Here is a 26313-nt window from a genome sequence, read left to right as displayed (position 1 = left end):
GGGCATTGGGCATTGGGCATTGGGCATTGGGCATTAAGGTTTTATAGTTGTTAGGCATTAATCTAACGTTATAGAAACATCAGCTAATACGATGACTGTCTACGTTTGAAACGTCATCTCTTGCTTTTACATAAGTATTAATGTTGATTATCATCAATTTGATTATAATCATGGCACTTTATTGATTACCGTATTAAATTTTCATTTTTCCCTATAGTGATGATTCATGCCTAGTCCCCCTTGTAAGCGGCTTGACGACTTGAGTCAGGTCCAGCGCGAACGGCTGGCCTACATCGATTTTCGGCTTTACTTCTTCGGTGAGATCGGTCGCCCAGATCTGATTGAGCGCTTTGGCGTTGCTCCAGCAGGAGCGACTCGCGATTTGGCTTTGTACCGGGAAATCGCTCCGAATAACATCACCTTTGATGGTAGCGACAAGATCTATCGTATCGGGCAGGCGTTCTCTCCGTTGTTCGAGCACGCATCGCAGCGTGTTCTGTCGGCGCTGGCTCTGGGCTTTGGCGATGGCGTGAATGGCCCAATGCAGGCGTTGCTACCCTGTGAATCCCCCACAGCCCTGAGCATACCCAAGATGGATGTGTTGGCCGTGATTTGTCGAGCCATCCACTCCAAGCGCCCCGTCGCCATCCGCTACCACTCGATGAGCAGCGGAAAGTCCGAACGGATCATTGTGCCCTTTGCTTTGGTAGATACCGGCCTGCGCTGGCACGCCCGGGCCTTTGATCGCAAGAGTGGAGAGTTTCGGGATTTCGTCGTCACCCGCATCGAAGCGCCAACATTGCTTGAAGAGGTTCCGCAGGCCAACGAACGACCGGATAATGATATCCAGTGGACGCGCATCGTTGAGTTGGATTTCGTGCCGCACCCGCGTGTTGAACGCCCCGAAATCATCGAGATGGACTACGGGATGACCGGTGGCTCGATTAGGATGTACGTTCGTGCAGCGGTGGCAGGCTATATGTTGCAGCGCTGGCGTGTTGACTGCTCACCCAATCATTGCCTAAATGGACCGGAGTACCGTTTATGGCTCAAAGATCATCTCGCGATCTACGGCGTGAAAAACGCCTTACTGGCACCAGGCTATAGCACCTCTACAAAGGCTGACTCTTGATGGAACTGATCGACAATATCAATCGTCTGCTCGGAGACGACCTAAAGCAGACGCTCAAACCCGGTGCTCGCCTGAAGATCGCCGCCTCCTGTTTTTCGATGTACGCGTTTGAAGCGCTAAAAGCAGAGCTGGAAAAAATCGACGAGCTGCAATTCATCTTTACCTCGCCGACGTTCACCGCTAATGAAGTAACCGACAAGATTCGTAAGGAACGCAAAGAATTCCACATACCGAAGGCTGACCGCGAACGTAGTCTGTACGGTAGTGAGTTCGAAATTCAGCTGCGCAACAAACTGACCCAGCGCGCAATTGCAAAAGAGTGTGCGGACTGGATGCGGCGTAAGACAACATTCAAGTCCAATCGCAGCAAGGCTCCGATGCAGCAGTTTGCTTGTGTTCAGGCCGCCGCCGCAGAGACTGCCTACATGCCACTGCACGGATTTACGGCCGTCGATCTTGGCTACCAGCAAGGCAATGCTGTTTCAAACCTCGTCAACAAAATGGACGAGTCGACGTTTACGGCGACCTACCTCAATCTGTTTAACCAGATCTGGCAAGATCCTGAGAAGCTGGAGGATGTAACGGCGCAGATCTGCGACCACATTGCATCCGTCTACCAGGAAAACTCGCCTGAAAGTATCTACTTCCTGATGCTCTATAACATCTTCAATGAGTTTCTGGACGACCTCAACGAGGATGTCCTGCCCAATGACCGCACGGGCTATCAAGACACGCTCATCTGGAACAAACTCTTCAATTACCAGAAAGATGCTGCCACTGGGATCATCAACAAACTTGAAAACTACAGCGGTTGCATCCTGGCCGACAGCGTGGGCTTGGGCAAAACCTTCACCGCACTTGCCGTCGTAAAGTATTACGAACTGCGCAACAAGTCAGTTCTGGTGTTATGCCCCAAGAAACTTGCGGACAACTGGCTGAACTATAACCGCAACCTTAAGACCAACATATTTGCTCGCGACCGGTTCAGCTACGACGTGCTTTGTCATACTGACCTCAGCCGTACGAGCGGCGAGTCGTTTGGAACACAATTGAATCGCATCAACTGGGGCAGTGAAGTGGCACACTGAATTTGTCCACCTGAACAGAGGTGATATGCTCACCTCAGAACAACACAGGTGCTCCAATGAAAAAAAGAAATTTCAGCGCAGAGTTTAAACGCGAATCCGCTCAACTGGTTGTTGACCAGAACTACACGGTGGCAGATGCCGCCAAAGCTATGGATGTTGGCCTTTCCACAATGACAAGATGGGTCAAACAACTGCGTGATGAGCGTCAGGGCAAAACACCAAAAGCCTCTCCGATAACACCAGAACAAATCGAAATACGTGAGCTGAGGAAAAAGCTACAACGCATTGAAATGGAGAATGAAATATTAAAAAAGGCTACTGTAGATTCAATTGGTCAACGCAACAGTTATGTGAAAACATGGGGTTGCGGAGGTTTTTTGAATGAGACGAACATTTACAGCAGAGGAAAAAGCCTCTGTTTTTGAACTATGGAAGAACGGAACAGGCTTCAGTGAAATAGCGAATATCCTGGGTTCAAAACCCGGAACGATCTTCACTATGTTAAGGGATACTGGCGGCATAAAACCCCATGAGCGTAAGCGGGCTGTAGCTCACCTGACACTGTCTGAGCGCGAGGAGATACGAGCTGGTTTGTCACCCAAAATGAGCATTCGTGCGATAGCTACTGCGCTGAATCGCAGTCCTTCGACGATCTCACGTGAAGTTCAGCGTAATCGGGGCAGACGCTATTACAAAGCTGTTGATGCTAATAACCGAGCCAACAGAATGGCGAAAAGGCCAAAACCGTGCTTACTGGATCAAAATTTACCATTGCGAAAGCTTGTTCTGGAAAAGCTGGAGATGAAATGGTCTCCAGAGCAAATATCAGGATGGTTAAGGCGAACAAAACCACGTCAAAAAACGCTGCGAATATCACCTGAGACAATTTATAAAACGCTGTACTTTCGTAGCCGTGAAGCGCTACACCACCTGAATATACAGCATCTGCGACGGTCGCATAGCCTTCGCCATGGCAGGCGTCATACCCGCAAAGGCGAAAGAGGTACGATTAACATAGTGAACGGAACACCAATTCACGAACGTTCCCGAAATATCGATAACAGACGCTCTCTGGGGCATTGGGAGGGCGATTTAGTCTCAGGTACAAAAAACTCTCATATAGCCACACTTGTAGACCGAAAATCACGTTATACGATCATCCTTAGACTCAGGGGCAAAGATTCTGTCTCAGTAAATCAGGCTCTTACCGACAAATTCCTGAGTTTACCGTCAGAACTCAGAAAATCACTGACATGGGACAGAGGAATGGAACTGGCCAGACATCTAGAATTTACTGTCAGCACCGGCGTTAAAGTTTACTTCTGCGATCCTCAGAGTCCTTGGCAGCGGGGAACAAATGAGAACACAAATGGGCTAATTCGGCAGTACTTTCCTAAAAAGACATGTCTTGCCCAATATACTCAACATGAACTAGATCTGGTTGCTGCTCAGCTAAACAACAGACCGAGAAAGACACTGAAGTTCAAAACACCGAAAGAGATAATTGAAAGGGGTGTTGCATTGACAGATTGAATCTACAACCGCGCTCTTGATGTCAGACTCCCTGAACAGTTCTCGATAATCGGGAAACTCAGAGCGCATTATCCTGTGGTCACACTCTGCCATGTGTTCGGGGTTCATCGCAGCAGCTACAGATACTGGAAAAACCGTCCTGAAAAACCAGACGGCAGACGGGCTGTATTACGCAGTCAGGTACTTGAGCTACATGGCATCAGCCACGGTTCGGCCGGAGCAAGAAGCATCGCCACAATGGCAACCCGGAGAGGCTACCAGATGGGACGCTGGCTTGCTGGCAGGCTCATGAAAGAGCTGGGGCTGGTCAGCTGTCAGCAGCCGACTCACCGGTATAAACGTGGTGGTCATGAACATGTTGCTATCCCTAACTACCTTGAAAGGCAGTTCGCCGTGACCGAGCCAAATCAGGTGTGGTGCGGTGATGTGACCTATATCTGGACAGGCAAGCGTTGGGCTTACCTTGCTGTTGTTCTCGATCTGTTCGCAAGGAAACCTGAGGGTTGGGCAATGTCATTCTCACCGGACAGCAAGCTGACATCAAAGCGCTGGAAATTGCGTGGGAAGCTTGCGGTAAACCCGCCGGAGTGATGTTCCACAGTGACAGTAATAATGCCGGTGTCAGTCTTTACCACCACTCAGTTTGCCGTTTAACCCGATTGGTGTGATTACTGATGCAGTGAAGACCTTTCCGCATCACATCACTACAAATATTGATTTTTGATTGTTGGATTCGCACCAGATTTCACCTCTGTAGGGTATTCAAAAATGCTCAGTTATTACTGATGCCTAAACTGCAGCGTTGCGGGCAGGTAGCGTTGTAGCGTTTCGGGCGTATCGCCCTCGATCAATTGGCTTATCAGATCATAGCAGTGCCAGGCCAACTGGCGGTTATCCTGCTGTACGGTATCGATACGCAGCGACAGCGAATCATAAAGATAGTGATCGTCAAAGCTCGTCAGATGGATATCTGAGTCGAGTAAATGGTGCTGGCTCATATAGCGCAGTACCCCTTCGAGCAGTCCACAGGCGGCAGTGAACAGCGCCTTAGGCGGCCGCCCAAGTCGCGCGCAGAGTGCGGCGAACATCTCATAGCCTGAGCTCGGGTGGTAGTTACCGTTAATCACCCATTCCGGGCGCAGTGCAATACCCGCCTGAGCCAAACCCTGCGTGAAGCCGGTCAGACGATCGCGTGAAGGCGACAGACGCGACTGACCGCCTAAAAACCAGAACTCATCGCTATGCTTAGGTGCAATGCGGGAAATCAGTTCCGCCGTTGGGGTAATCGAATCAGTCATCACCAGCGGCAGCAGGCTTTCATTAGGACAACGGTCAAACAGCACTACTGGCAGTTGTTGGCTGAGCTTAAGATAGTCGGCATCGTTGTGCATACATGAAGCGACGATCAGACCGTCAACCTGGCGGGAAATCATGTTATTGACCACCACGCTCTCCTGACCGGGGTTTTCATCAGTACAAGAGATCAATAGCTGGACGCCTGCTTCGCGGCACAGCATTTCCAGCTCATGTGAAAAGACCGCAAAGCCGTGGTTGGTGATCTCCGGCACCACCAGTCCGATGGTGTGGCTGCGGTTGTCGCGCAGCGAGCGGGCGTGAATGCTTGGCTGATAGTGCTGCTCACGGGCAATCGCCAGTACTCGCTCACGCGTTTCCTGCGCCACACGCAGCTCCTTACCACGACCGTTCAGTACTAGGCTGGCGGTCGCTTTTGAGACGCCAGCCTGTTCGGCGATATCTTTAATGGTTACGCGTTTAGTTTTCATTACGACGCCATGAGCTTGAGGCAAAACGCTTATTCTACCATGCAAGTTCGCAGCGGCCAGTAGCAGAATGCGTCCGGTGTGATGCCAGAGAACATTAGCTGCCCTGAACAGGCCGGGAAGTAGCGGCAGCTCATCACTCCTTCGCCGCCGTTGATGAAAATCTCCACGCTAGACTGGTCGATGAAAATATGCAGCGAGCGGACGTCTCCGCGCCAGTAACGATAATGCTTCTCGTCGCTGGCCAGACTGGGTCGGGCCAGGCGGATCCCGCTGGCATCGCGTTCAAGGATTAATGCGCCGTCAAAATCGAGGCTCAAAATATCGTCCCCAGTGGTTTGTAGAACGATTTCCATCGGTGCCAGCGGCAGGGAGTTCCCTGCCCAGCCGTGCGCTTCGCCGCGCAGGGCGCTCAGCTCTCGTAGAGGACGTTGGTATAGCTGACCATCGATAAACTCCAGCTCACGCAGGCAGGTCATCTGATGGATCCAGCCGTTGGTGAGGGTCGGTTGAAGCATCTCTTCGCCCTCCGGCACGCCCATCCAGCCGACCAGCAGACGGCGGCCATCACTGGTAAGCATGGTTTGCGGGGCGTAGAACTCAAACCCTGCGTCCAATTCGTGCAGTTCGCCATGCTCGAAGGCCGCGCGGTGGTAGTCGAAATCGCCGCTCATCCACACTGCCGGGTAGGTGTTGAGATAGCGCTCTTTCTCACGAGGCACGCCCTGCGGGCAGCAAATCAGGACATGCTGGTCGCCGAGGGCAAACAGGTCCGGGCATTCCCACATATAGCCCGCGTCGTCCAGGCCATTGATGCCATAACCGGCGATTTCGCCCTGACTCGTCCACTCATGAAGGTCCGCTGAGCTGAATAACAACACCTTGCCACGCTTTTGCAAATCCTGTGCGCCCAGCACCATGTACCAGCGACCTTCGTGCTGCCAGACTTTCGGGTCACGCACGTGGCCGGTATAGCCCTCCGGCAGCGGTAATACCGGGCCGAGTTTGGTAAACGTGCCGTCGGCATTTTCCGTCGCCAGGCACTGCCACGTGGTTCGGCTGCCGTCGTCAAATTTTACGTTGCCGGTATAGCACAGGGTGAGCGTGCCCTGACTATCCACGGCGCTTCCGGAGTAGCAGCCGTTGCGGTCATACTCTTCATCCGGCATGAGCGCGATCGGCTCATGTTGCCAGTGCAGCAGGTCGGCAGAGCTCCAGTGCCCCCAGCACTTGAACTTATGATCGCAGGCGAGCGGGTTCCACTGATAAAACAGGTGATAACGTCCGGCAAATTCAATAAAGCCGTTGGGATCGTTCATCAGCCCGGTCACCGGCGCATGGTGCCAGCGGGGATAGTGGCTGTCGGCCAGCGCGCGCGGCTGGCCCTGCATAACAGCCTGCAAAATCGCAGGCAGGCGTGATGGATGTGACATTATTCAGCGTCCGTTTTGTATTTCAGTACCAGGGAGACGACAAAGGCGACGCCAAAGGCGATAACCATCCCGATAATGTAGTTCAGCAGCGAGCTGGCCTGCACGATAGCCATGCCAGGGATAGCCGTCAGGCCCACGGCGGTCATGTAAACATGCATGGATACCACCCACGCGCCGCCCACCGCGCCGCCAATCAGGGCTGCGATAAACGGTTTTACAAAGCGTAAGTTAATACCAAAAATCGCCGCTTCGGTGATGCCGAGCATGGCAGAAAACGCCGAGGGCAGGGTAATGGCTTTGATTTTGGCATCTTTCGTTTTGAACCACACCGCCAGACAAGCACCGCCCTGAGCGACGTTGGCCATCGCCCAAATCGGCAGCAGGAAGTTGACGCCGATGGATGGGTTGCCCAGCAGTCCCGCTTCGATGGCGTGGAAGCTGTGGTGAATACCGGTAATGACGATAACCGAATAGAGACCGCCAAACAGCAGTCCGGCCAGCCAACCGGCGTGGGTAATCAGGGTGCTAAGGACAAACGAAATACCGTCGCCAAGCGCGCGACCAGCCGGGCCGATAATCAGCAGGGCGATAAAACCGGAAATGATCACCGTCAGGAACGGCGTCAGGATCAGATCCAGTGCATCGGGGATCACGCGACGCAGCTGTTTCTCAACGATGCTCATAAACCACACCGCCAGCAGCACCGGGAACACCGTGCCCTGATAGCCGATCATGGCAATCTCAAGGCCGAAGAAGTTCATGGTGTGGAAACCGGCGGCCACACCCCAGGCGTTGGTGAGCGCCGGGTGAGTCAGGATGCCGCCAAGCGTCGCGCCAAGATAAGGATTACCACCGAACTCGCGGGCGGCGGTGAAGCCAATCAGGATCGGCAGAATAATAAACGCCGCTGAGCTGCACATATCCAGCATGATGTAGATGGCGTTACCCGGGTCGACCCAGCCGTACGTTTTAACCATCCCCAGAAGGCCCATCAACAGGCCGGAGGCGACGATAGCCGGGATGATCGGCACAAAGATGTTCGACAACAGGCGGGCAATGCGCTGGAAAGGATTCAGTTTTTTCGCCGCAATGTCGGCAGCTTCCGATTTGCTGGATTCGCCAATCCCTGCCGCCTGAATAAAGGCGGCGTAGACTTTGTTCACCACCCCGGTGCCGAAGATAATCTGCATCTGTCCGGCGTTACGGAAACAGCCCTTCACCCCATCAATTTTGCCGATGGCCTGCTGATCGGCCAGTGAGTCATCGACCAGCACCAGGCGCAGGCGTGTGGCACAGTGCGCGGCGCTGGCGATATTTTCCTTGCCTCCCAGAAGCGGAAGTAGCGAGCGGGAAATCTGTTCAAAATCCATAGTACCCTCTGAATGCGTATTGATTTTCGAGTTGTCGTCCCGTGGTAGCCGGAGCGCATTCTCTTCGTTGTTATTGTGTCCGGGGCGACGAAACGTATTTTGTCGCCCCGGCGGTTACTGTCGCCAGGTGTTAACCATCAAAACCAGGTTTCCATCTGCATCCCGAACGACCATTCGCCGCCCGATTTAAAACCACTGCTGCCCAGCGCGTCATCGCTGGCGTAATTATTGAGTTTTTTGCTCCAGTCCATCCACGAGGTGTAAAGACGGATTTCAGGACGGCTGAAGAAATCGCCGATGTCGCCAACCTTAAAGGTCGGGGCGAAGGTGAGCTTGTAGAAGCTGCCGTTTACCGCATGGCGATCGTTATAACCTTCAGGTTTGAGATCCATATACTGGTAACTGCCTTCATAAGCGAGGGCGAAGTTTTGATTGATCTCCTGGATCAGACGCATGTTGAGGGTTGCCCACTGGTAGCTGTCGCCATCGACATAACGGTCTTTACTGGTTTGCGCCAGTATCGCCGGGGCGATAAACCAGTTCTTGCTCAGTGGCGTGGTGCCGTAGCTGGCGAAGCGCCAGGTGTTAGCCCCCGAGCGTAACGCGCCGTCAGAGCCGACACCTTTAACTTCGGCACCCAGTCCGTGACCGTAGAGCAGGGCGGTTTTGCTGGCACCTTCACGCAGGCCGTAAAAACTGTCGTTGTGCAACCCGAGCAGCGCATGTACACCGGTATTTGCCGCATCGCCTTTGACCGGATTACCGTTGGTATCCTGGCGTTCGTCGTTGTCTTTTGCCCGCATCCCGCTGACCATCATCTGCACCGGCCCGATGAAATTGTTCATGCTGACGATGTAGTTCTGCACACTGTTGCTGGTATCAGCAATATCGCCGAAGTTACGCCCGTAAAGAGAGAAGTTGCTGCGAACGCTGTCGTTCCACCTGACATCGTAAATACCGCCGCCGGTACCGGCGAGGAACACGACATCCGAGTCGATCCAGTGAATGTCAAAGTTATCCCGGTCAAAGCGTTTCCCGGCCCACAGGGTGGAGCCTTTAAACGGCCCGTCGAAGGTGGGCAAGTTGCCCAGTTCAACAAAGGCCTGACGCACGTTCAAATCACTGGTGCTCGCCGTCCAGTCGTTATAAGTGGTTTGACCGTCGGCGACCATGACTTTGAAGCGGGTCGTTGCCCCGTTATCCAGGGTCTGCTTATGTTCAAGATTCATTTCAACATAGGTATCGGCCTGGTTTCCCAGGCGGCCAATAGCCCCACCGGTTTCCCCTGCTGGCGTCATGTAGGCTCCGGATTTGGTGCTGGCGCCGGAGTCATTCATTATCACGCCGGAGCGGGCGTAGCCGTGGAACTCAAACCCGCTTTTCTCATCGGCTTTTTTCTCCAGTTTGGCGGTACGCTGAGCCACTTCCTGAGTGCTGTCCTGGGTTTTTTGTTGCTGTGTCGTGAGCTGCTGTACTTTCTTCTCTGCCGACTCTGCGCGGGTTTCTGCCGTTTGCGCTCTGTTTTCGGCATCCTGTAAGCGTTTTTCCAGCGCAATTAAACGGGCTTCGATACTGCTGAGATCCGTTTGTGCATGGGCTGAGGCGGCGCCGGTTAGCAAAGCGATAAGAACCGCGAGTGTGCTTTTTCTGAACATATTGATTGCATCCCAAAAGGAAAATAAAAAATTGTGTGTTTTTGCTAAACCGGTTTAGTTGCAATGTTAAGCACGACATTTAACATTTTGAAATTGATTTTGCTAAACCGGTTTAATAAGTGTGATGGATGCAACAAAGTGGACCGCGTACGACGGTATTTAGGATCAAATCTGGCGGTGTAGATCGCGCTGGTATGGCAGGGCAGTCATCGCGCCTTTCGCCAGGGTTGCCAGGGCACCGCAGGTTTGCGCCAGAGCGAGCGTTGGCTCCAGGGCATTGATATCCGCCGGCATCCCGTTGGCAGCAAGGCTGGCAAGCAGTCCGGCGACAAACGCATCGCCCGCACCGGTGGTATCCACGCTGACAACCGGTTTAGCGCTGAAATGGATAAACTGCTGCTGGAATGCGGCGATGACGCCCGCTTTACCCTGAGTCACCAGCAGTAATTCAGGCTGATAACGCTCAGTGATGCTGGCGATCCCCTGCGCGATATCATTACTCCCGCTGATGAGTATCAGCTCTTCTTCGGACAGTTTCACCACGTTCGCCAGACGCAGGGCGCGGTCGAGACAGGCGTGCAACAGGTTCTGATCTTGCCAGAGATCCAGGCGGATATTAGGGTCAAAGCTCACCCGGCCACCGGCACGTTTGATGTTCTCCATAGCCGCGAAGGTAGCACTGCGGCTGGGCTCGGCGCTGAGCGCGATGGAGCAGATGTGCAACCACTGTCCGGCGGCAAACTGTGGCAGGTCTTCTTCAGCCAGGAACAGGTCAGCGCTGGGGCGTACCATAAAGGTAAAGGTGCGTTCACCTTGGTCATCAAGGTCGACCACCACAGTGGACGTGCGGTGATGATCGTCAAGATACATATGGCTGACGTCGACCTGCTCCTGTTGCAGGGTATGACGCATGTAGCGGCCAAACGGGTCACCGCCGACGCGGCCGATAAATCCGCTGTTGCCGCCAAGGCGGGCAACCCCTACCGCCACGTTAGCCGGCGCGCCTCCAGGGCACTGTAGCAAGCGCCCTTCACTCTCCGGTAGCAGGTCCACCACTGCGTCGCCCAGAACCCAAACTTTTGCTTTCATGCTAAAACCCTCCAAGGCTAAACTTAATTAAACCGGTTTAGCATATTAAATCACAGTGAATGAGTGGGGGAAAGTTCCAGCCGGAAAAGCACTGCTCAGGGCATAAAAACGTGAGCCGCCTTACGAAATAGAATTGATTCGACAGCTGTGAAGACTTACGTCCTGGACACAAATGGATCCTGGATAAATTACCATGCAACTTGATGAAATTATCATGTTTTATCTTATTTACAGATAAATCAAAGGGCTTTTAACACCACACTTCTTGGCATAATGGTTAAGTGTAGTAATGCTCGCTCTGGATGGGTTTGCTTCTATGCTGCGCAGGTATTTGTAAGAAATACCCATTCTACTGGCGAGTTGTTGTCGCATCAGGCCAGCGAAACTGCGCAATTTCATCAGCGTTTCTGGAGGGTTTCCTTTAAAACTTCATCGACAAAACCGCTTTTTACCGTAGATACAGTAAGTGCCTCTTCTCTGCCATTATCCCAGCATCCAAGGTTACCGGGTTCTGATGTAGTCTGCCGATATGCAAGAAATGCAACGGCATCATGCTGGTTATGATGCTGTTTAATCTTCATTGTCACATGGACTATTCAGGGAGCGACAAGCGCTCCCACATGAAAACAGAACCACTCGTTTCATTTACGTGCTTCCTCAAAAGTAATCTCATACCCAATACTTCTGATTTAGTAGGGTTCTGATCATATCATGCAGCTCGATTGCGCTCAATTTGACGGTTTTCATCTTTACACAATGCTCGGTTATGATACTTTGTGATAGGCATGACAAGATCTGGCCGTAATTTTTTAGAAGTGAGTTTGCCCGCCACTTCACGGGACAGCATACATCCGGATAAAACCGGTAACAGGAAAGGCTCCACGCTGCATACGGAGGAAACAGAATTAATGAATGATAAATTGCCGCCCTGCGCTGATACCAGGGTGGAACGTGTCCGTCTTAAAGATGGGGATTACTTTTTCCCTGCTGAACCCGCCATAAAAGCGGATTCTTTGCGGACAAAATCGCTCCTTCATCGTTTTAACCACACCGATCCTGCTCATATTGATTCCCGCCTGCTACTGATGAAAGAGTTGCTGCCTGAATGTGGGGAAGGGGTATCTGTCACCACGTCTTTCCACTGCAGCAGGGGGTATAACATTCGTAAGCGTCGTCTCAGCACCGTCTGGCAGATCCTGAAATTCCTGAGAGGATAGTGGACACCAAATATGGTGGACACTATCCATGAAATCATTAACCACAGTGCGTAAAAAAAGCCCTAATTATCCCGTTGAGTTCAAAATCAAAATGGTTGAACTCTCGCATCGACCAGATATCCGAGTCTTTGCGTTTGCCAGCGAGGATAAGGAGTACCAACCGTTACTCGATGATATTCTGGATGGTCCAATGGTTGGGCGTTTTGATACTGAGGAAGCCGGAAAGGCTTTGATCGATGGTGGATTGATTGAGCGTTTGATGTCAACTATCATGCCCTTTATCACTTCAGAGGCCCCTCTACCCGATACGCATCTACGTCGGGAAACAACCTGGTATTATCCACTGGAAGCTATTCGCGAAACTGTTGTAAATGCACTGGCTCATCGTGACTGGACACGCTTTGTTGAGATAGAGATTGGCTTGTATAGCAATCGATTTGAAGTTATTAGCCCAGGGGCGCTGAATAATTCGATGTCGATTGAAAAGATGGTTACAGGTCAGCGATCACCACGTAATACGATTATCATGGAAGTCTTACGTGATTATGGTTACGTTGATTTCAGGGGGATGGGAGTCAGGACAAAGATTATTCCACTAACACAGGCCATGAGTGGCCAACTCCCTGAGTTTACTGCAACAGATGATTACTTGAAAACAATACTTTATCGCTCACCATCTTCTTGATATATAAGGTCTGGCCTTTCCATCCATAAGAAAGGCCATTGCTGTAAAAAATAAATTACCCGCGACTGCAGCCGAAGCTACGGTCGCCATCTCCATATGCTTTTGTATCGAGTTTAGCTAGGTAGTCGAAGCGATTCAGTAATTTATTGTATTCTCCTTCAAAGTTAAAATCATTGACGTCTAAAATATAACGACAATTTTCAGGGTAGTGAACCAATCCCGGATAATCATCCAGTTCCAATCCCAGTGCGCTATACCATGCTCTTACAATCATCATCCTTAAATTTCTTTCAGCCTCATAATCACCTAAATGGTAATAAGCATCTTTATTAAAAAAAAGACCAAGGTGAAAGTGACATTTTCCTTCTTCGGAAAACTCCCGTGCCCAAACATGACGAACACGGTTTGGATATATTCTTTTGCCGTTAGCTGCTCTGGTTCTCTCATTGGCCTCCAACATGGCATTTAATGCATTACGGAAACGGGATATGGCACCAGGCTCTAGATTAGGAAAACAGCAAACAGTGTCACCTCTGTCTAAAATGGGTGGATAATGAACATCAACACGTAACGCCATTGTTCTGGGGAATTCACTGATAGCATCATTGACGACTCGTTCAATATGTTTTTTATAGGCGAGCACATGCTCACCATGGGAACCATGATATAATTCCATGTTTCGATCCTGTCGTTAGCCCTACGGCTTTGGATAGCCGTATATAGTAATATGATCAGACATAGCTGAATGTCTGTGGTTAGTTATATTAATTAACTGTTAATAGTAATGACTGTTATATAATACCTTTCCAACAATAAAACTTGTTATCAACCCATTACCCATGCAGTAAAATAATTAAAAAGCAACTCTGCAATTATAATCACCCAAAGATGCCGTTATCCCAGTGTCTTTTTACCGTGGAAATACTTATTCCTAAGATCTTTGCCACCTTGGATTGAGAGTAATGCTTAGCCTTCTCACTCTGAATTAAATGGGAATATTTACTTCCTTCAGGCCTTCCTAGAATTTTCTTTGATTTTGCTTTGTTAGTAGGCATCTTTTACCCTCATCAAGCTATTAGGTACTAACTCCATACTGTCGAGATGTATGCAACTAAGTGGTTATGCTTAACATTGGTATCAGAAAGTATGGCTTACTTCACCGTTAAAGGGGTTAATAATGATGGCATCTCCTCCTTTCATCGCCTTTTGAGGTGTATCGCCTTCGGCAATCACAGGGACCATTACCGCTAGATCATTTGTGTAATAAATTGGTATCCAGCAATAGCATGATTGTTTAGGGGGAGTTTTATTTCTTTTCAATACTGCTTCAACTCCAAATGTAATAAGTTCAAAGATTGGCATAATCACAATGCTGCTCAAATCAAAAAAACAACCATCGTAGACTGTTTCCTTTATCAGTATGATATTAGATAACCCTCCTGCAATGAGATGTTTGTGGTTCACGCGCCGATCTGTGTAAATAAAAATTGCTTTTTTTACATTGAAACTTTTTATAATGTATGAGAGCTTTTCATGAATTAATTTTTTTTCGCTCTTACCCATCTTATCATGAGGTATTTTGTGCGCATAAAAATCTTGATCGACAACCTCGTTCCGGTGTCGAATGTGAGTGTTCCAGACGGAATAAAAAAACTCTTCGTAAGTTAATTTTGGCTCACCCCGTGCGATTGAGGGGGCCTTCTCTTCAAAAATACAGCCTAATGTTGACTCCAAAGTTTGAGCTATATGATATTGCGATGTTATTTTATTCAATGCTGGGGCTGTGGCGTTTAACAAAAATGATATCACCTCTGACCTAGAATATCCTTTTGCATTGCTATAGTCGTCAATTGCATCAATAGTTGATTTTTTGTTTGCGCTGAAAGTGATGCGTTTTTTCATATGTATCCTTGACTTTCGTTAATGTAAAATGTGATAAACGGTGTGATTTAGTATCTTTTATCGACGGATTGTTTCTGTTAATTAACCCAGCTATTCTTTAGAATAGCTGGGGAGTTATGATTTTGATGCTGCTGTTAATTACAATATACTGAGAAGGTTAATAGGAACCTATCAATGTCTTTGCGTAACCAATAATGTCGGCTGTTAATTTTCTTTGGGCGTGGTAAACCATTAGGCAGCTTGTCTTGGCAAAGCCATTTTCGAATTGTTTGGGCTTTAAGGTTTAATAGATGTGCTAACTCACTTGTGGAAACAAGTTCAGATAGAGATGTTCTGGATTGCTCATATATGCTCATGCTACCACCTCAATGATTGAGATGCAGGCATATACAAAAAGTAATGAAATTAGAAGGGAAAGAAAGGACCAAAAAGAAAACAAAAAAGCCAAGCTTGAATAAGCTTCAGGGTCAGGATCACTACCTTCGCTTGAGCCGGATGAGGTACTTTTAGTTGATTTAGACGCATTACCTTGCGAGTTTTCGGCCTGATTTTTGTGCGAGATGATACGTGCAAAAAAAACGCCCAAAGTTTTATGTCGATTGTTTTTATTGTATAAAGAGTTTTTTTCACTGAGGTGTCCAAGAGCAGCTCGAATCCTGATGTTCACCTGTCTTTCCTGAAATATGGACTCAGCACAGGTTTGTCGCTGCTTACTAGAACGAACAACTTTGATCTTACCCACGACCCGTACTATTCGAGCCTTTGAGCTGGTTTGCGCAGAACTCATCAAAGAATTAGACATAATGCTTTATCTCCTGATTTAAAAGTGGACGATGGAATTTAAACCTTAAAATACACTTATGTCAACGATGGATGTTGTTCTGTAATCTATTGATATTAAATGAAATCAACGCATATCAACGGTTATTTTTTTACAATATTTGCTTGCTGTAAGATCCACCTCTCAATTTTTTCATGCCATTTGCGCAACAGATCTAACGGACGACGGCGGTAGTGTTTTTCCGCCAGTGCACTTGGTTTGTGTCCCATAATTTGAGCAACAATACCTGTTGGCACTTCAACCCATTCAGCAAGAGTGCCAAAACTACGGCGTAAGCCGTGAAGGCTGATATGTGGTAACTCAGCTCGAGCTAACGCTCTGTTGTGTGCTGAACGCGGTTCAATAATTTTGCCACTTTTACTGTTACTTCTGAAAACCCAACCCTCCTTATTTACGTCAGAATTTGGGAATTGCGCTAGCGCACTTAACAGCTCAGAAACATAAGGAGTGAGAGGGATGATACGTTCGCCTTCGATCTTGTCTTTAATCCTCATGCTTGACCATTTGAAATCTACGTCAGACCACCGAAGTGACGCAATTTCTTCACGCCGTGCACCGGTGAGCAAAAGTACCTGGAGATAGGCCGATGCAATGGGATTATTGAGGCTACGTACGGCACTGAACCAGATTTTTAACTGTTCTTTTTGTAAGCAATCTCCCGCTTTACTCGCTGATACTGGAACCACTTTTCTCACGTTATGATCTTGTGCAATATCGCCATGGATTATTCCCTGATATTTTTTCTGGTAATTAGCCCATTTGATAAATGCACGCAACAGACGGTAGGCATGAGCAGTGACGGTAGGCCGATTTTGTCTCTCTGTACTTAGCCATGCGGCAATGTTCTCTGGTGTTAGTTCCGATAACGGTAGGTCGAGTAAGCTAGCCAATGGTCCAGCCGAGGTTGGGCCCCGGCCTCTTTTTTTACTTTCGCCTCCACGGCTGGACAAGTTAATGTGATCGGCAATGTATCGAGTAGAATATGGGCGTTTAGTTTTTGCGCTGATTCCGGCTCTCAATTCTTCAAGGTAATCTTCCCAAGCGCTTGTGAAGGTTACCTTCGTTTTACGAGATTCAGCCTGCTGTGATTCCGCTTCAGCAATTTTTTCTGCCTTAGCTATACGCGGATCTATCCCTGTATCGATTAATGTTTGCAGCCGCCTGGCTTCGGCCCTGGCATCATCAATTCTCCAATCGTTAATGTTGCCAATGGTCATGCGAAGGGTTTTTCCCGCATATACGCTTTGGAACACAAAAGCTTTTGTTCCGCGAGTTGCCCTACATGCCAGGGAAGTTACGTCCGCATCCCAAAGAAATGCCTGGGTTTTTCCTTCAGATAAAGCAAATTTTCGAATGCGCTCGAAGGTGAGTTTTTGTCTTGGAAGTGCCATTTTGGGGCTCCAGATGAGAAATGTTACATCACCATAATGTAACGGCTAGTGTAAGTAAAATGGGGGAATAAACATCAACGCGTGTCAATTTTTATCAACAGGTGTTTTTCATAACACAATGTTTTATAATGAATTGCTTGTTTTAATAGTAGGTTTTTAAAGGGGTGAAAATATAATAACATCGCATTCGTAATGCGAAGGTCGTAGGTTCGACTCCTATTATCGGCACCACCTTTTCTCGTAAAATCATCAAGTTACTATTGCAGTGTTTTGCTTTGTTCAGCACTAATGTGCATTTTGTGCGTTGCGGATGTGACAAAATTGAGGCAACTGATGATCAATATATTTGTTTCAATGAGTTGAACAATACAAAGTGGGAGTTTTGTAAGACGTGCAATCGCAGGTCCTCGCCATTCTGTGAGCGGAGGTTTTAGCTCCGAATTACATGAAAACCACAATTTTACTTAGGGATGGGGTGATTTTACATGAGTAAGAACATTTACCTAGAAAAAACAATCGACTAACATAAACTTATTGGCAGAAATCCTTGTCATCTTGCGCTGTATTTTTTAATCTATCTTCAATATCTACCAGAAGATAGGCCTCTCATGAAATTCCAGGACGTTGCTACTTTTTCCGGAAATATTCTCACCTTTTTGGGATTGCCAGCACTGATTTTTTTTAAATTTTCCTCTTTTTTGTTTTTTCTGAATGAATGGAAGATTCCTTTCATATGTGGTTCTGTTGTCATTCTAATAACTACATTAATTTATCATCGAAAAAAAAGACGTTATCCCAACAAGTCGAGTTGTTTCTCATTGCTTGTGTTGTTTTTTGCAATGGGTTGTGCGATTTTCTACCAACCATATCCTGAATTTGCACAGATAAGCATTTCTGGCTTCTATAATGAAAAAGATGGGGGGTGGAATAGTAGTAATACAGATGAAAATGCTTATGACATCACTCACCAGATGGAGGAAACATGGAAAAGGGCCACATCTAAAGAGAATCCTTCATTCCAATTTGTGCCCCCGTTTGCGGTTGAGAACTGGCAATTTCCGACATTGTTTTTGACTCATCGTTCTAAACAGCAAATAATTAATTTGGCTGAAGCGAATTCTCGCTCAGTCGTAACGTTGGTAGGGTTTACACGTGATAATAAAATAGAGAAAATCCACTATAGTTTGAACGGGAAGTTGTTATCACCCAATGCGCATAGCATTAATTTAGAGAGTAGATGGTTTAATCAGATTTTTGATAAAATTATTTTGCAATCACAGTTAACTGATGCTCAAAAGCGAGAGATAATAGCTAAGATCCTCTTCATTGATATAAATGCCCGTACACTAAGTGCCCGAAAAGATGAAATGGACGCTATTGGTATGGCTAACCTGGTCGTTAAGATAAGAAGTGAGGTCATTGATTTAAAAGGGAGATATCCTTTTATAGACGATGAGCTCAACTTTTTGATGGCTGGTCTGACAGCTTCTTTCGTAGATGTTTATAGTGCAGAACTATCTGATGACGTCGCTGCTGGGTTTTTAGTGCAGGCACTCAGCTTTCATCCGTATTATCCTTATCCAGATAAGGAGAGTTTTCAACGCGCTTATGTCAAAAATAGTTATGATAAATGGAAACTAACTAATGACGCTGAAAATGATGTGACTTTATTGAGCCACCTTGCGCAGTTGACATATTTTATCGAAGATACTAAGGAAAAAGAAAAGATCATTGATGAATTTAAAAATCAGGTTTTTCTTCAAAACCAATCGCCTACGATTTTTTATTCAATGTTAGAAATGATCAAAACCAGTAATTCACTGCTTGATATACCAGTTAAACAAATTCATGAAATTAAAGAAATAGAAGATTATACGGATAATTTTCTTTATCAACATCCTGGCATGGATGATGAATTCATTGAGTTAAAAAGCGCATTGTTATACGGTGTATGCCATACCTGGTATGTTAATCATAATCGAAAAAAAGATGCTTCAAGGTTATTGAGGAAATTCACAAATATTGTGGATAATAATCCTAATGTGTTGCATTTTTTAATGAAAATGAAACAAGAAGATAGTGAATGAAAATAATAGTGCCTGAATCCTCGTTTTAGCTTGTAATAGCAAAAACGCGCTTAGACGCCCCTGTCTGTTGGTGGCTAACTGGTACTATATCACTTGGTTTTTCATTAAAATGGCTGATAATATCGAACGGCCCTGCGGCAGGGCCGATTCGTTTACTGAGCAGATTTAGCAAGATGTAAATGCAATACGCTTCAACCCCTCTACCGCTTTTTCGAGGTAGGCGCGTGGACATCCCATGTTCAGGCGGATAAAACCTTTTCCAGCAGGACCAAAACTATTTCCCATTGAAGGCGCAATACCGGCAACATCAAGCATTACCCATTTGAGCTGCTCATCATCCAGTCCAAGCGCTTTGCAATCTATCCACAGTAGATAAGTTGCCTGGGAAGGAACAACCCGAGCCCACGGGAGATGTTCATCAATTTGTTGAATAAACCAGCGTCGATTTTCAGCCAGATAGCCAAGTAACTCGTCTAACCATGGTGCACCATGTTGCCATGCTGCCGTACTCGCTTCGACGGATAGCGCATTGAATACATCCAGCCCATGTGCATCCAGACGGCGTAAAAAGTGTTCACGCAATGCCGGTGCCGGTATCAGAAAATTAGCAATACGCAATGTCGACAAACCAAACGTTTTACTGGCTGAAGTGGCTGAAATTACACGCGAATGCCAGCGTTCTCCCAGATGCAGAACTGAAGTAAATTGTTCTCCAGGAAGCAATAAATCTGCCCATATTTCATCAGACAGCAACGTCACATCATAGGTTTCGCACAGCGTAAGTAGCTGTTCCAGCTCCTGTGCAGACCAACAACGGCCGGTTGGGTTATGCGGATTACATAAAATCATCAACGGTGGACGTTCAGTCCGGAATAACATTTCCAGGTGAGCAAAATCCATTTGATAACCGGTAGCCGGGTCCTCATACAACGGATTTTCCAGCAACTGTCTGCCGTTCAAAGAGATAATTTTAGCGAATGAGCCATAATAAGGCCCCTGAACGACTACGCCTTCACCGGGTTGGCTCAGCATTTGTACGAGTAGCGATAATCCCGGAACAACACCTTCAATACTGCAGATCCACTCTTGCTTGATTTCCAGCTGATGCCGGGTTGAGAGCCATGAGATTAATGAATCAAAGTAGCTTTGTGGCCGTTCGCTGTAACCAAAAATACCGTGCCCGACGCGGTGAGTTAAAGCCTCCTGAACAGCGGGCGGGCAAGTAAAGTCAAAATCAGACACCCACATTGGCAACAGTTGATGTGTATCCTCGCCGAAATATCGCGCCATAAAGTCCCATTTCAGCGATGCGGTATCGTGGCGATCGATAATCTTATTAAAATCCATTACATGCTCTCCCTATTCTGTTGCCGTAATATTTTTTTTTGTTTCTGTCACTGATGGCGCCTTCGCAATACCGATTCCCGTGAAGCCGTAAATCAAGGCGAAGAAGATTGCGGCATAGCACTGAATCGCCCATGGCAATAAATCCAGTGTGCTCACTCCTAATGTTGTGGCCATATAAACTCCGGCGGCGGTCCATGGCAACAACGGCTCAATGACGGTGCCAGCGTCTTCAATTGTGCGGGACAGATTTTTGGTATCCAGTCCCATGCGGCGGTATGCGTCTTTAAATAATTCAGCTGGAACCAGAAGAGCCAGCTTGCCGTCGCTTGTCGCTCCGGTAACAAGAAGGGTGGTACCAATGGTTGCCGCAATTAACTGACCGACGCTGTGAATGACCGTCAGTAAGCGGTTAATGATAATGTTGAGTGCGCCCGTTAACGTTAAGGCACCGGCAAAAGAAAATGCGCAAAATACCAGAAGAATAGTGCTCATCATTGAGAACATTCCGCCACGGTTCAGCAGGCGCGGAACATCAGCAATAATGCCCTCACTCCCTTGCGGGAACATAGTAATGTTGAACCCATCTATAAAGGCATCCAGCCCCTGCTTGATGCTGAGTCCTTGCATGACAACGCCCAGAATCAGGGCTAATACGCATGCGCTCAGCATTAAAGGAATGACCGGCTTTTTACGAATCGCGCCCCACAACACAATAACCGGTGGCAAAATCAGAATGATATTGAAGTGGTATAGCGACTCCAGAGCGTTGACAATATCGGTAACCCGTTGTGGCGTGGCGACCTCGCCGAGCATATTGCTGTGGCCCGCAATAAGATAAACCACGGCGGCAAGCAGAAAGCTGGGAATAGTGGTCCACAATAAGTGCTGGATATGCTCGAAAAGGGTGGTATCTGCAACAATGGCCGCAAAGTTGGTGGAGTCTGACAGCGGTGATATCTTGTCACCGAAGTAAGCGCCAGAAACAACGGCACCTGCCGCTGCTGCCAATGAGACATCCAGTCCGGCGGCAACCCCCATCAGCGCTACGCCAACCGTTCCCGCGGAACCCCAGGAGGTTCCGGTACACACCGATACGACGCTGGTCAAAAAGAACGCGGCGATGAGAATATATTCGGGGCTGATGAGTTTAAGTCCCCAGTACACCATGTAAGGGATGGTGCCGCTGAACATCCATGTACCAATCAGGCCGCCAACACAGATAAGAATCATGATAACCGGCATTGCTTTGGCGAGTTTATCCACCACCGAATTAATGATGTCTTCCCAGCAATACCCTTGCCACCAGGCCATGCCCGCGGCGACTGCAGCAGAACAAAGCAATAAAGGCTCAATACGTAGCCCCATGATGCCGTAGCCAATAATTAACAGCAGTAGCATGGCTAAAATAGGGATCACTGCCAGTCCAAATGAGAGTGCTTTTTTCTGATTTTGAGAGGCATTCATTCATGAATCTCCAGTCTGTAAGGTCGCTCAAGAGTAGAGAACACTCTTTTGTCTGACTGTGATCGTTCATTGGCCCTCATGTAAGCGATTACATGAGGGCGCTAAATTTGAAGTCGATCACAACTCAGGGTCTTGACGATTTACGCATTGATTTCAGAGAGAGGGGGGAAGAACAGAATCGCGGATCACCAGCTCTGCAGTGAAACTATTCACGCTGGGACGCTGAGTTGCGCCCTTAAAAAGCTGTATCGCCAGCTGCGAAGCGCAGCGAGCCATGCGCTCAACGGGATAATGCATTGTTGTGAGTGCAGGGTAGAGATAGCGGGCCATCACCACATCATCAAATCCAACGATCGAAAGCTGTTGCGGAAGTGTAATTCCCTGCTGATGGAGGATACGCATAATCCCGGCGGCCATCACATCATTAAACGTCACCGCTGCGGTGAAAGGAATGCCGCAATTAAGCAGCTGATGTGCAGCGCGTTCGCCACCTTCTTCATTAAAGGGCACGCTAATCACCCAATTTTTATCTGGCGTAATACCATATTCAGCCAGCGCCTGGCGATAACCTTCCAGCCGCTCACGGCGATCGATAATCGGTAAGTCACTTGTCACGCAGGCAATACAACGGTGTCCTTGCTCCAGGAGGTGTAGCGTGGCTGTTTTAGCTGCTTGACTATTTTCCAGCCACACGCAGCGATTGGCCATCCCGGCAATATAGCGATTTACGACCACCATGGCAGGAAAATGAGCGGCATATCGCAACAGTTCCTTTTCAGACAGTCTACTGGCATGGACCACAATAGCTTCACAGCCCTGGTTTATCAGGAAATCGAGTCCTGATTTTTCCATTCCTTCATCGTGGCCACCGCTGCATACCATCAGCCGAAATTGCTGCTGGCGTGATACTTCTTCTACGCCTCGTGCAAGCCTGGCAAAAAAGGGATCGGCAAGATTGCCGGTCAATAACCCGAGCATGTCACCGCTGCGTTTCGCTAATGCAATAGCGGCGGCATTGCGATGATAGTTCAGTTCGCGCATGGCTTTTTCAACACGCTCACGCGTCACGGGTTCAACCCATGCGGTTTGATTAATAACACGTGAAACTGTTGCGGTGGACACTCCCGCTAACTCTGCAACATCCTTTATCGTTGCCATGCTGGCTCTTTACCTTTTTAATTCTTAAGAATTTGCTTATCGCTGGTTTTATTCCTTATCTTATTCAGGTTGGGGGGATTTGTCACCGATACATCCTCTGAGTAGATATACTCAGAGGCTTATTTTAGTATTTAATTATTCAATACTATCCTGAGTATTATTATACTTACATGCGATATTCGATCATCCCGCTCTTTTTGGCCACCCAGTCATACAGACGTTGCCCACGGAGATTGGTTTCATGCGTATGCCAGTATAATCTTGACGCGTGATTTTTTTTGGCTTGTTGTTGGACATATTCGATAAGTTGTTTACCGATGTGTTGGCCGCGTACATCTTCGCTAACAAATAAATCTTCGAGATAGCAATAGTTTGATTCTGCCCAGGTTGAGCGGTGAAAGAGATAATGAACCAGTCCCACTATTTTCCCATCATATTTTGCAACAGCACAATAAACAGGTTCGCTCGGGGTAAAGAAACGCTCCCACGTTAATTTTGTTACTTCATCTGAAATTATAGTGCGGTAAAATGTTTGATAGTTTATCCATAAAGGAAGCCAGCTGGCGTAGTCTTTTTGTTCTGCACTTTCAATAGTAACGGCATGCATGTTAGTCATATATATCCTGATATTTTATACGAGTAATGTGTTAGTATGATGATACTAAGAATTTTATAAACTCTCGTAAAGAGACACTTTCGATATATTGAAAGGATCCACTTTAGTATAAAGGTTAATACAATGAAGAAAAACAATGCGCCTTTATTTCAAGGATTTGTTTTAGGAAAAGGTGCGGTTAAGGAGCAGGTTTACCACATCCTCCGCGATCACATCCTCGAAGGGCGATTGCCGCCAGGAACAAAAATGCCGTCAACCAGGGCGTTGTCCGAAATGATGTCAATTTCACGAAACTCAGCGATCGCTGGTTATGACCGGCTATTAGATGAAGGGTATATCCTGACTCGTAAAGGGTCTGGAACATATGTCTCACATAATATTCCGGATCGGAGTATCAGCAATAGCTTTCCAGAGATGGCGTTGGGGGACGTCGTATCGCCTGATGAGCAGGTTCACAGCCGAAATAATCCTGTTCGCGATTTATGGTCAAATGAGTATGAAGGGCGCGGCATGAACCGTCTATTTGCGGTTGGTGTCGGGTGTACGGATCTCTTCCCGCATGCGTTATGGGGAAAGCTACTGCAACGTGTCTGGAGACAATCCCGGCATCAACTGGGAGCTCACACTCATCCTTGCGGGTATCTTCCTTTGAGAAAAGCGGTTTGCCGCTACATTAAAACAACGCGTGGAGTGAACTGTAACGAAGATCAAATAATCATCGTAAATGGTATTCAGCAGGCATTGAACATTACTGCACGAGCATTGCTGTCGGCAGGAAATGACGTTTGGCTGGACGACCCGGGTTACAAAGGCGCCCGCGGAACCTTCATGTCTGTTGGTGCTATGGTGAGGCCGGTACCGGTAGATAGCGAAGGAATGAACGTCCGCTATGGTATTGAGCATTTTCCTGACGCCAGGCTGGCCTATGTCGTCCCGTCGGATCAATATCCATTAAGTGGAACGTTGAGTTTATCCCGGCGTTTTGAGTTGCTGGAATGGGCGAAGTCGAATGAGGCATGGATATTTGAAGATGATTATAATAGTGAGTTCCGTTATGCCGACCGTTCTTTACAAGCTCTGCAAGGATTAGATCAGAATCAACGCGTAATCTATGCCGGAACATTTTCTAAAATGATGTACCCGGAATTCCGTTTAGGTTTTTTAGTTGTTCCGCCGGGTTTACAAGAACAGATTATGGTGACCAAATATTATTCCGATCTCGGTACCAGTTATCTTGAACAAGCAGTGATGGCAAATTTTATTGAGGAGGGGCACTATGCCAGTCATGTGCGTCGAATTCGCAAAGCATGCTATGAAAGAAGAACTGCGTTGGTCAATGCTATTCAATACTATCTTGCAGATAAAATGATTATTCAACCTTCAGACTCTGGCGTTCATATCGTATGTTGGTTGCAAAATGGGATGGCTGGGAGTGAAGTTGAAGAGAAAGCCAGATTACTAGGGATGGGAATACTATCGCTAAGTCGTTATTACCAGAGCGATGTCTCACGACAGGGGATTTTGATTGGTTTTGCAAATCATCCGGTAGAGGCAATTGTTGATGGGATTCGCCGTCTGGCTCAGGTTATTTAACTTATAATTTATTCAGCTCTTAGCATTAATGCAGTAAATACGTTTCTTTTGCTACGTGTAAAAATATTGTGCCTGTTTTTTGTACAGATAAATAGTGTGGATCTGTTAAAAACACGCATTGTGGTTCTTTTGGACTGCCCAGTTTGATCATACTCTGCGCTGGTTTAGCCCTGTTTTGTAAGAGGTATGGATATGTCGGGCATCTTTAATCAATTTCATCAACCCGTTGGTATGACTTTGTCTGACTGGAAAGGCGCCCCCTTTCCACAGGCTCAGCAAATTACAGGTCGCTATTGTAAGCTTGAACGTATTAACGCCGAACGCCATGCAAAAGAGTTGTATGAAGCGTACTGCGAAGCAAACGATTGTCGTGACTGGACATATCTGGCGGTCGGGCCTTTTGAGACCTTCGATACCTTCCTGGATTATGTAAAAAAGATGGAAGAACAGACCGATCCGATGCATTTTGCTGTGATCGATTTAACCAGTATGAAACCTGTTGGTACGTTTGCACTGATGCGGATTGATACCTCAAATGGCGTGATCGAGGTTGGCCATGTTTCCTACTCCGTACGCATGAAACGTTCGCGAATCTCAACAGAAGTCATCTCATTGCTTTTAAAGTACGTTTTTGAGGATCTGGGCTATCGCCGTTTTGAATGGAAATGCGATGCTCTCAATGCTCCTTCCCGTGGGGCGGCGGAGCGATTTGGCTTCAGTTTTGAAGGCATATTTCGTCAGGCTGTCGTCACGCGGGGGCGTAATCGAGATACCGCATGGTACTCAATCATTGACGGTGAGTATCCGTCACTTCGACCGGCCTACGATATGTGGCTCGATGAGCGTAATTTCGATAATCAGGGACGGCAGATTAGGCGTCTTGGCGAGCTGATGGAAAGGGGATAAAAAAGCTCCCCGAATAAACCGGGGA

Annotated in this window: 22 protein-coding genes and 3 pseudogenes; 10 read left to right on the top strand and 15 right to left on the bottom strand. The window is 47.6% G+C overall.

All coding sequences use genetic code 11. The features are described from left to right. Positions 1–226 precede the first annotated feature (226 nt). The 5 genes and pseudogenes from SK33_RS18425 to SK33_RS18405 form a co-directional block, all read left to right on the top strand. On the top strand, positions 227–1132 hold the full coding sequence (locus tag SK33_RS18425; protein ID WP_032933065.1) for a helix-turn-helix transcriptional regulator: 906 nt from the start codon (positions 227–229) through the stop codon (positions 1130–1132). After that, a complete protein-coding gene (locus SK33_RS18420) occupies positions 1132–2220 on the top strand; it encodes an SNF2-related protein (protein ID WP_003029602.1) in 1089 nt (362 codons plus the stop codon). The genes SK33_RS18425 and SK33_RS18420 overlap by 1 nt, the downstream gene beginning before the upstream one ends. A 56-nt stretch (positions 2221–2276) precedes the next feature. Further along, positions 2277–2534, top strand: a pseudogene (locus SK33_RS18415) (IS3 family transposase); the annotation flags it as partial. Between the two features lie 67 nt (positions 2535–2601). Further along, on the top strand, positions 2602–3753 hold the full coding sequence (locus tag SK33_RS18410; RefSeq protein ID WP_003029596.1) for an IS30-like element IS30 family transposase: 1152 nt from the start codon (positions 2602–2604) through the stop codon (positions 3751–3753). Between the two features lie 9 nt (positions 3754–3762). Further along, positions 3763–4367 (top strand): annotated as a pseudogene (locus tag SK33_RS18405) (IS3 family transposase); the annotation flags it as partial. Positions 4368–4532: 165 nt separating this feature from the next. Here the strand turns inward: SK33_RS18405 and SK33_RS18400 are convergent. The 6 genes from SK33_RS18400 to SK33_RS26785 all read right to left on the bottom strand — a co-directional run bounded on the left by SK33_RS18400 (position 4533) and on the right by SK33_RS26785 (position 11429). After that, complete coding sequence (locus SK33_RS18400) at positions 4533–5537, bottom strand: LacI family DNA-binding transcriptional regulator (protein ID WP_003029591.1); 1005 nt, start codon at positions 5535–5537, stop codon at positions 4533–4535. A 29-nt stretch (positions 5538–5566) separates the two neighbouring features. Continuing rightward, positions 5567–6967 carry a sucrose-6-phosphate hydrolase gene (locus tag SK33_RS18395; RefSeq protein ID WP_048219590.1) on the bottom strand — a complete coding sequence of 467 codons (1401 nt, stop codon included), beginning with the start codon at positions 6965–6967 and terminating at the stop codon, positions 5567–5569. Next, positions 6967–8337, bottom strand: a complete 1371-nt coding sequence (locus tag SK33_RS18390; protein ID WP_000345204.1) for a sucrose-specific PTS transporter subunit IIBC — start codon at positions 8335–8337, stop codon at positions 6967–6969. The genes SK33_RS18395 and SK33_RS18390 overlap by 1 nt, the downstream gene beginning before the upstream one ends. Positions 8338–8474: 137 nt before the next feature. After that, positions 8475–9992: a carbohydrate porin gene (locus SK33_RS18385; RefSeq protein WP_003029587.1), complete on the bottom strand. Its 1518-nt coding sequence runs from the start codon at positions 9990–9992 to the stop codon at positions 8475–8477. Positions 9993–10157: 165 nt separating this feature from the next. Next, positions 10158–11081, bottom strand: coding sequence for an aminoimidazole riboside kinase (locus SK33_RS18380; protein ID WP_003029584.1), 924 nt, complete (start codon positions 11079–11081; stop codon positions 10158–10160). A 228-nt stretch (positions 11082–11309) separates the two neighbouring features. Further along, complete coding sequence (locus tag SK33_RS26785; RefSeq protein WP_352145210.1) at positions 11310–11429, bottom strand: hypothetical protein; 120 nt, start codon at positions 11427–11429, stop codon at positions 11310–11312. 560 nt (positions 11430–11989) lie between these two features. On the opposite strand from SK33_RS26785, the gene SK33_RS18370 reads away from it, so the two are divergent. Then, positions 11990–12298, top strand: a complete 309-nt coding sequence (locus tag SK33_RS18370; protein WP_003029582.1) for a maltose acetyltransferase domain-containing protein — start codon at positions 11990–11992, stop codon at positions 12296–12298. 28 nt (positions 12299–12326) lie between these two features. Next, complete coding sequence (locus SK33_RS18365) at positions 12327–12983, top strand: ATP-binding protein (RefSeq protein ID WP_003029581.1); 657 nt, start codon at positions 12327–12329, stop codon at positions 12981–12983. Positions 12984–13038: 55 nt separating this feature from the next. On the opposite strand, the gene SK33_RS18360 is transcribed toward SK33_RS18365, so the two are convergent. The 5 genes and pseudogenes from SK33_RS18360 to SK33_RS18340 form a co-directional block, all read right to left on the bottom strand. Continuing rightward, positions 13039–13659, bottom strand: coding sequence for an inovirus Gp2 family protein (locus tag SK33_RS18360; RefSeq protein WP_003029579.1), 621 nt, complete (start codon positions 13657–13659; stop codon positions 13039–13041). Positions 13660–14120: 461 nt separating this feature from the next. Beyond that, entirely contained in the window at positions 14121–14885 is a 765-nt protein-coding gene (locus tag SK33_RS18355) for a hypothetical protein (protein ID WP_003029576.1), read from the bottom strand. A 134-nt stretch (positions 14886–15019) separates the two neighbouring features. Beyond that, entirely contained in the window at positions 15020–15241 is a 222-nt protein-coding gene (locus SK33_RS18350; protein WP_003847740.1) for a helix-turn-helix domain-containing protein, read from the bottom strand. Then, a complete protein-coding gene (locus SK33_RS18345) occupies positions 15238–15687 on the bottom strand; it encodes a hypothetical protein (protein WP_032296090.1) in 450 nt (149 codons plus the stop codon). The genes SK33_RS18350 and SK33_RS18345 overlap by 4 nt, the downstream gene beginning before the upstream one ends. 105 nt (positions 15688–15792) lie before the next feature. Then, a pseudogene (locus tag SK33_RS18340) lies at positions 15793–17132 on the bottom strand (tyrosine-type recombinase/integrase). A gap of 593 nt (positions 17133–17725) precedes the next feature. Here SK33_RS18340 and SK33_RS18335 point away from each other — a divergent pair. Further along, a complete protein-coding gene (locus SK33_RS18335) occupies positions 17726–19204 on the top strand; it encodes a hypothetical protein (protein ID WP_048219589.1) in 1479 nt (492 codons plus the stop codon). Positions 19205–19369: 165 nt separating this feature from the next. On the opposite strand, the gene SK33_RS18330 is transcribed toward SK33_RS18335, so the two are convergent. The 4 genes from SK33_RS18330 to SK33_RS18315 all read right to left on the bottom strand — a co-directional run bounded on the left by SK33_RS18330 (position 19370) and on the right by SK33_RS18315 (position 23789). Further along, on the bottom strand, positions 19370–20551 hold the full coding sequence (locus SK33_RS18330) for a MalY/PatB family protein (protein ID WP_032948599.1): 1182 nt from the start codon (positions 20549–20551) through the stop codon (positions 19370–19372). Positions 20552–20563: 12 nt separating this feature from the next. Next, on the bottom strand, positions 20564–22015 hold the full coding sequence (gene nhaC / locus SK33_RS18325; protein WP_048219587.1) for a Na+/H+ antiporter NhaC: 1452 nt from the start codon (positions 22013–22015) through the stop codon (positions 20564–20566). Positions 22016–22168: 153 nt separating this feature from the next. After that, on the bottom strand, positions 22169–23173 hold the full coding sequence (locus SK33_RS18320) for a LacI family DNA-binding transcriptional regulator (RefSeq protein WP_003838740.1): 1005 nt from the start codon (positions 23171–23173) through the stop codon (positions 22169–22171). 166 nt (positions 23174–23339) lie between these two features. Further along, on the bottom strand, positions 23340–23789 hold the full coding sequence (locus SK33_RS18315; protein WP_048219585.1) for a GNAT family N-acetyltransferase: 450 nt from the start codon (positions 23787–23789) through the stop codon (positions 23340–23342). Positions 23790–23912: 123 nt separating this feature from the next. On the opposite strand from SK33_RS18315, the gene pdxR reads away from it, so the two are divergent. After that, the gene (gene pdxR, locus SK33_RS18310) at positions 23913–25382 is read left to right on the top strand and encodes a MocR-like pyridoxine biosynthesis transcription factor PdxR (protein ID WP_048219583.1); all 1470 of its coding nucleotides are present in this window, start codon (positions 23913–23915) and stop codon (positions 25380–25382) included. A 192-nt stretch (positions 25383–25574) separates the two neighbouring features. Continuing rightward, complete coding sequence (locus tag SK33_RS18305) at positions 25575–26288, top strand: GNAT family N-acetyltransferase (RefSeq protein ID WP_048219582.1); 714 nt, start codon at positions 25575–25577, stop codon at positions 26286–26288. Positions 26289–26313: the final 25 nt, after the last annotated feature.

It is taken from the genome of Citrobacter sp. MGH103 (assembly GCF_001034475.2).
In the GTDB taxonomy this organism is placed as follows: domain Bacteria; phylum Pseudomonadota; class Gammaproteobacteria; order Enterobacterales; family Enterobacteriaceae; genus Citrobacter; species Citrobacter freundii.
Note: the sequence above shows the minus strand (reverse complement) of the source record. Positions and strands in the feature narration are given on the sequence as shown.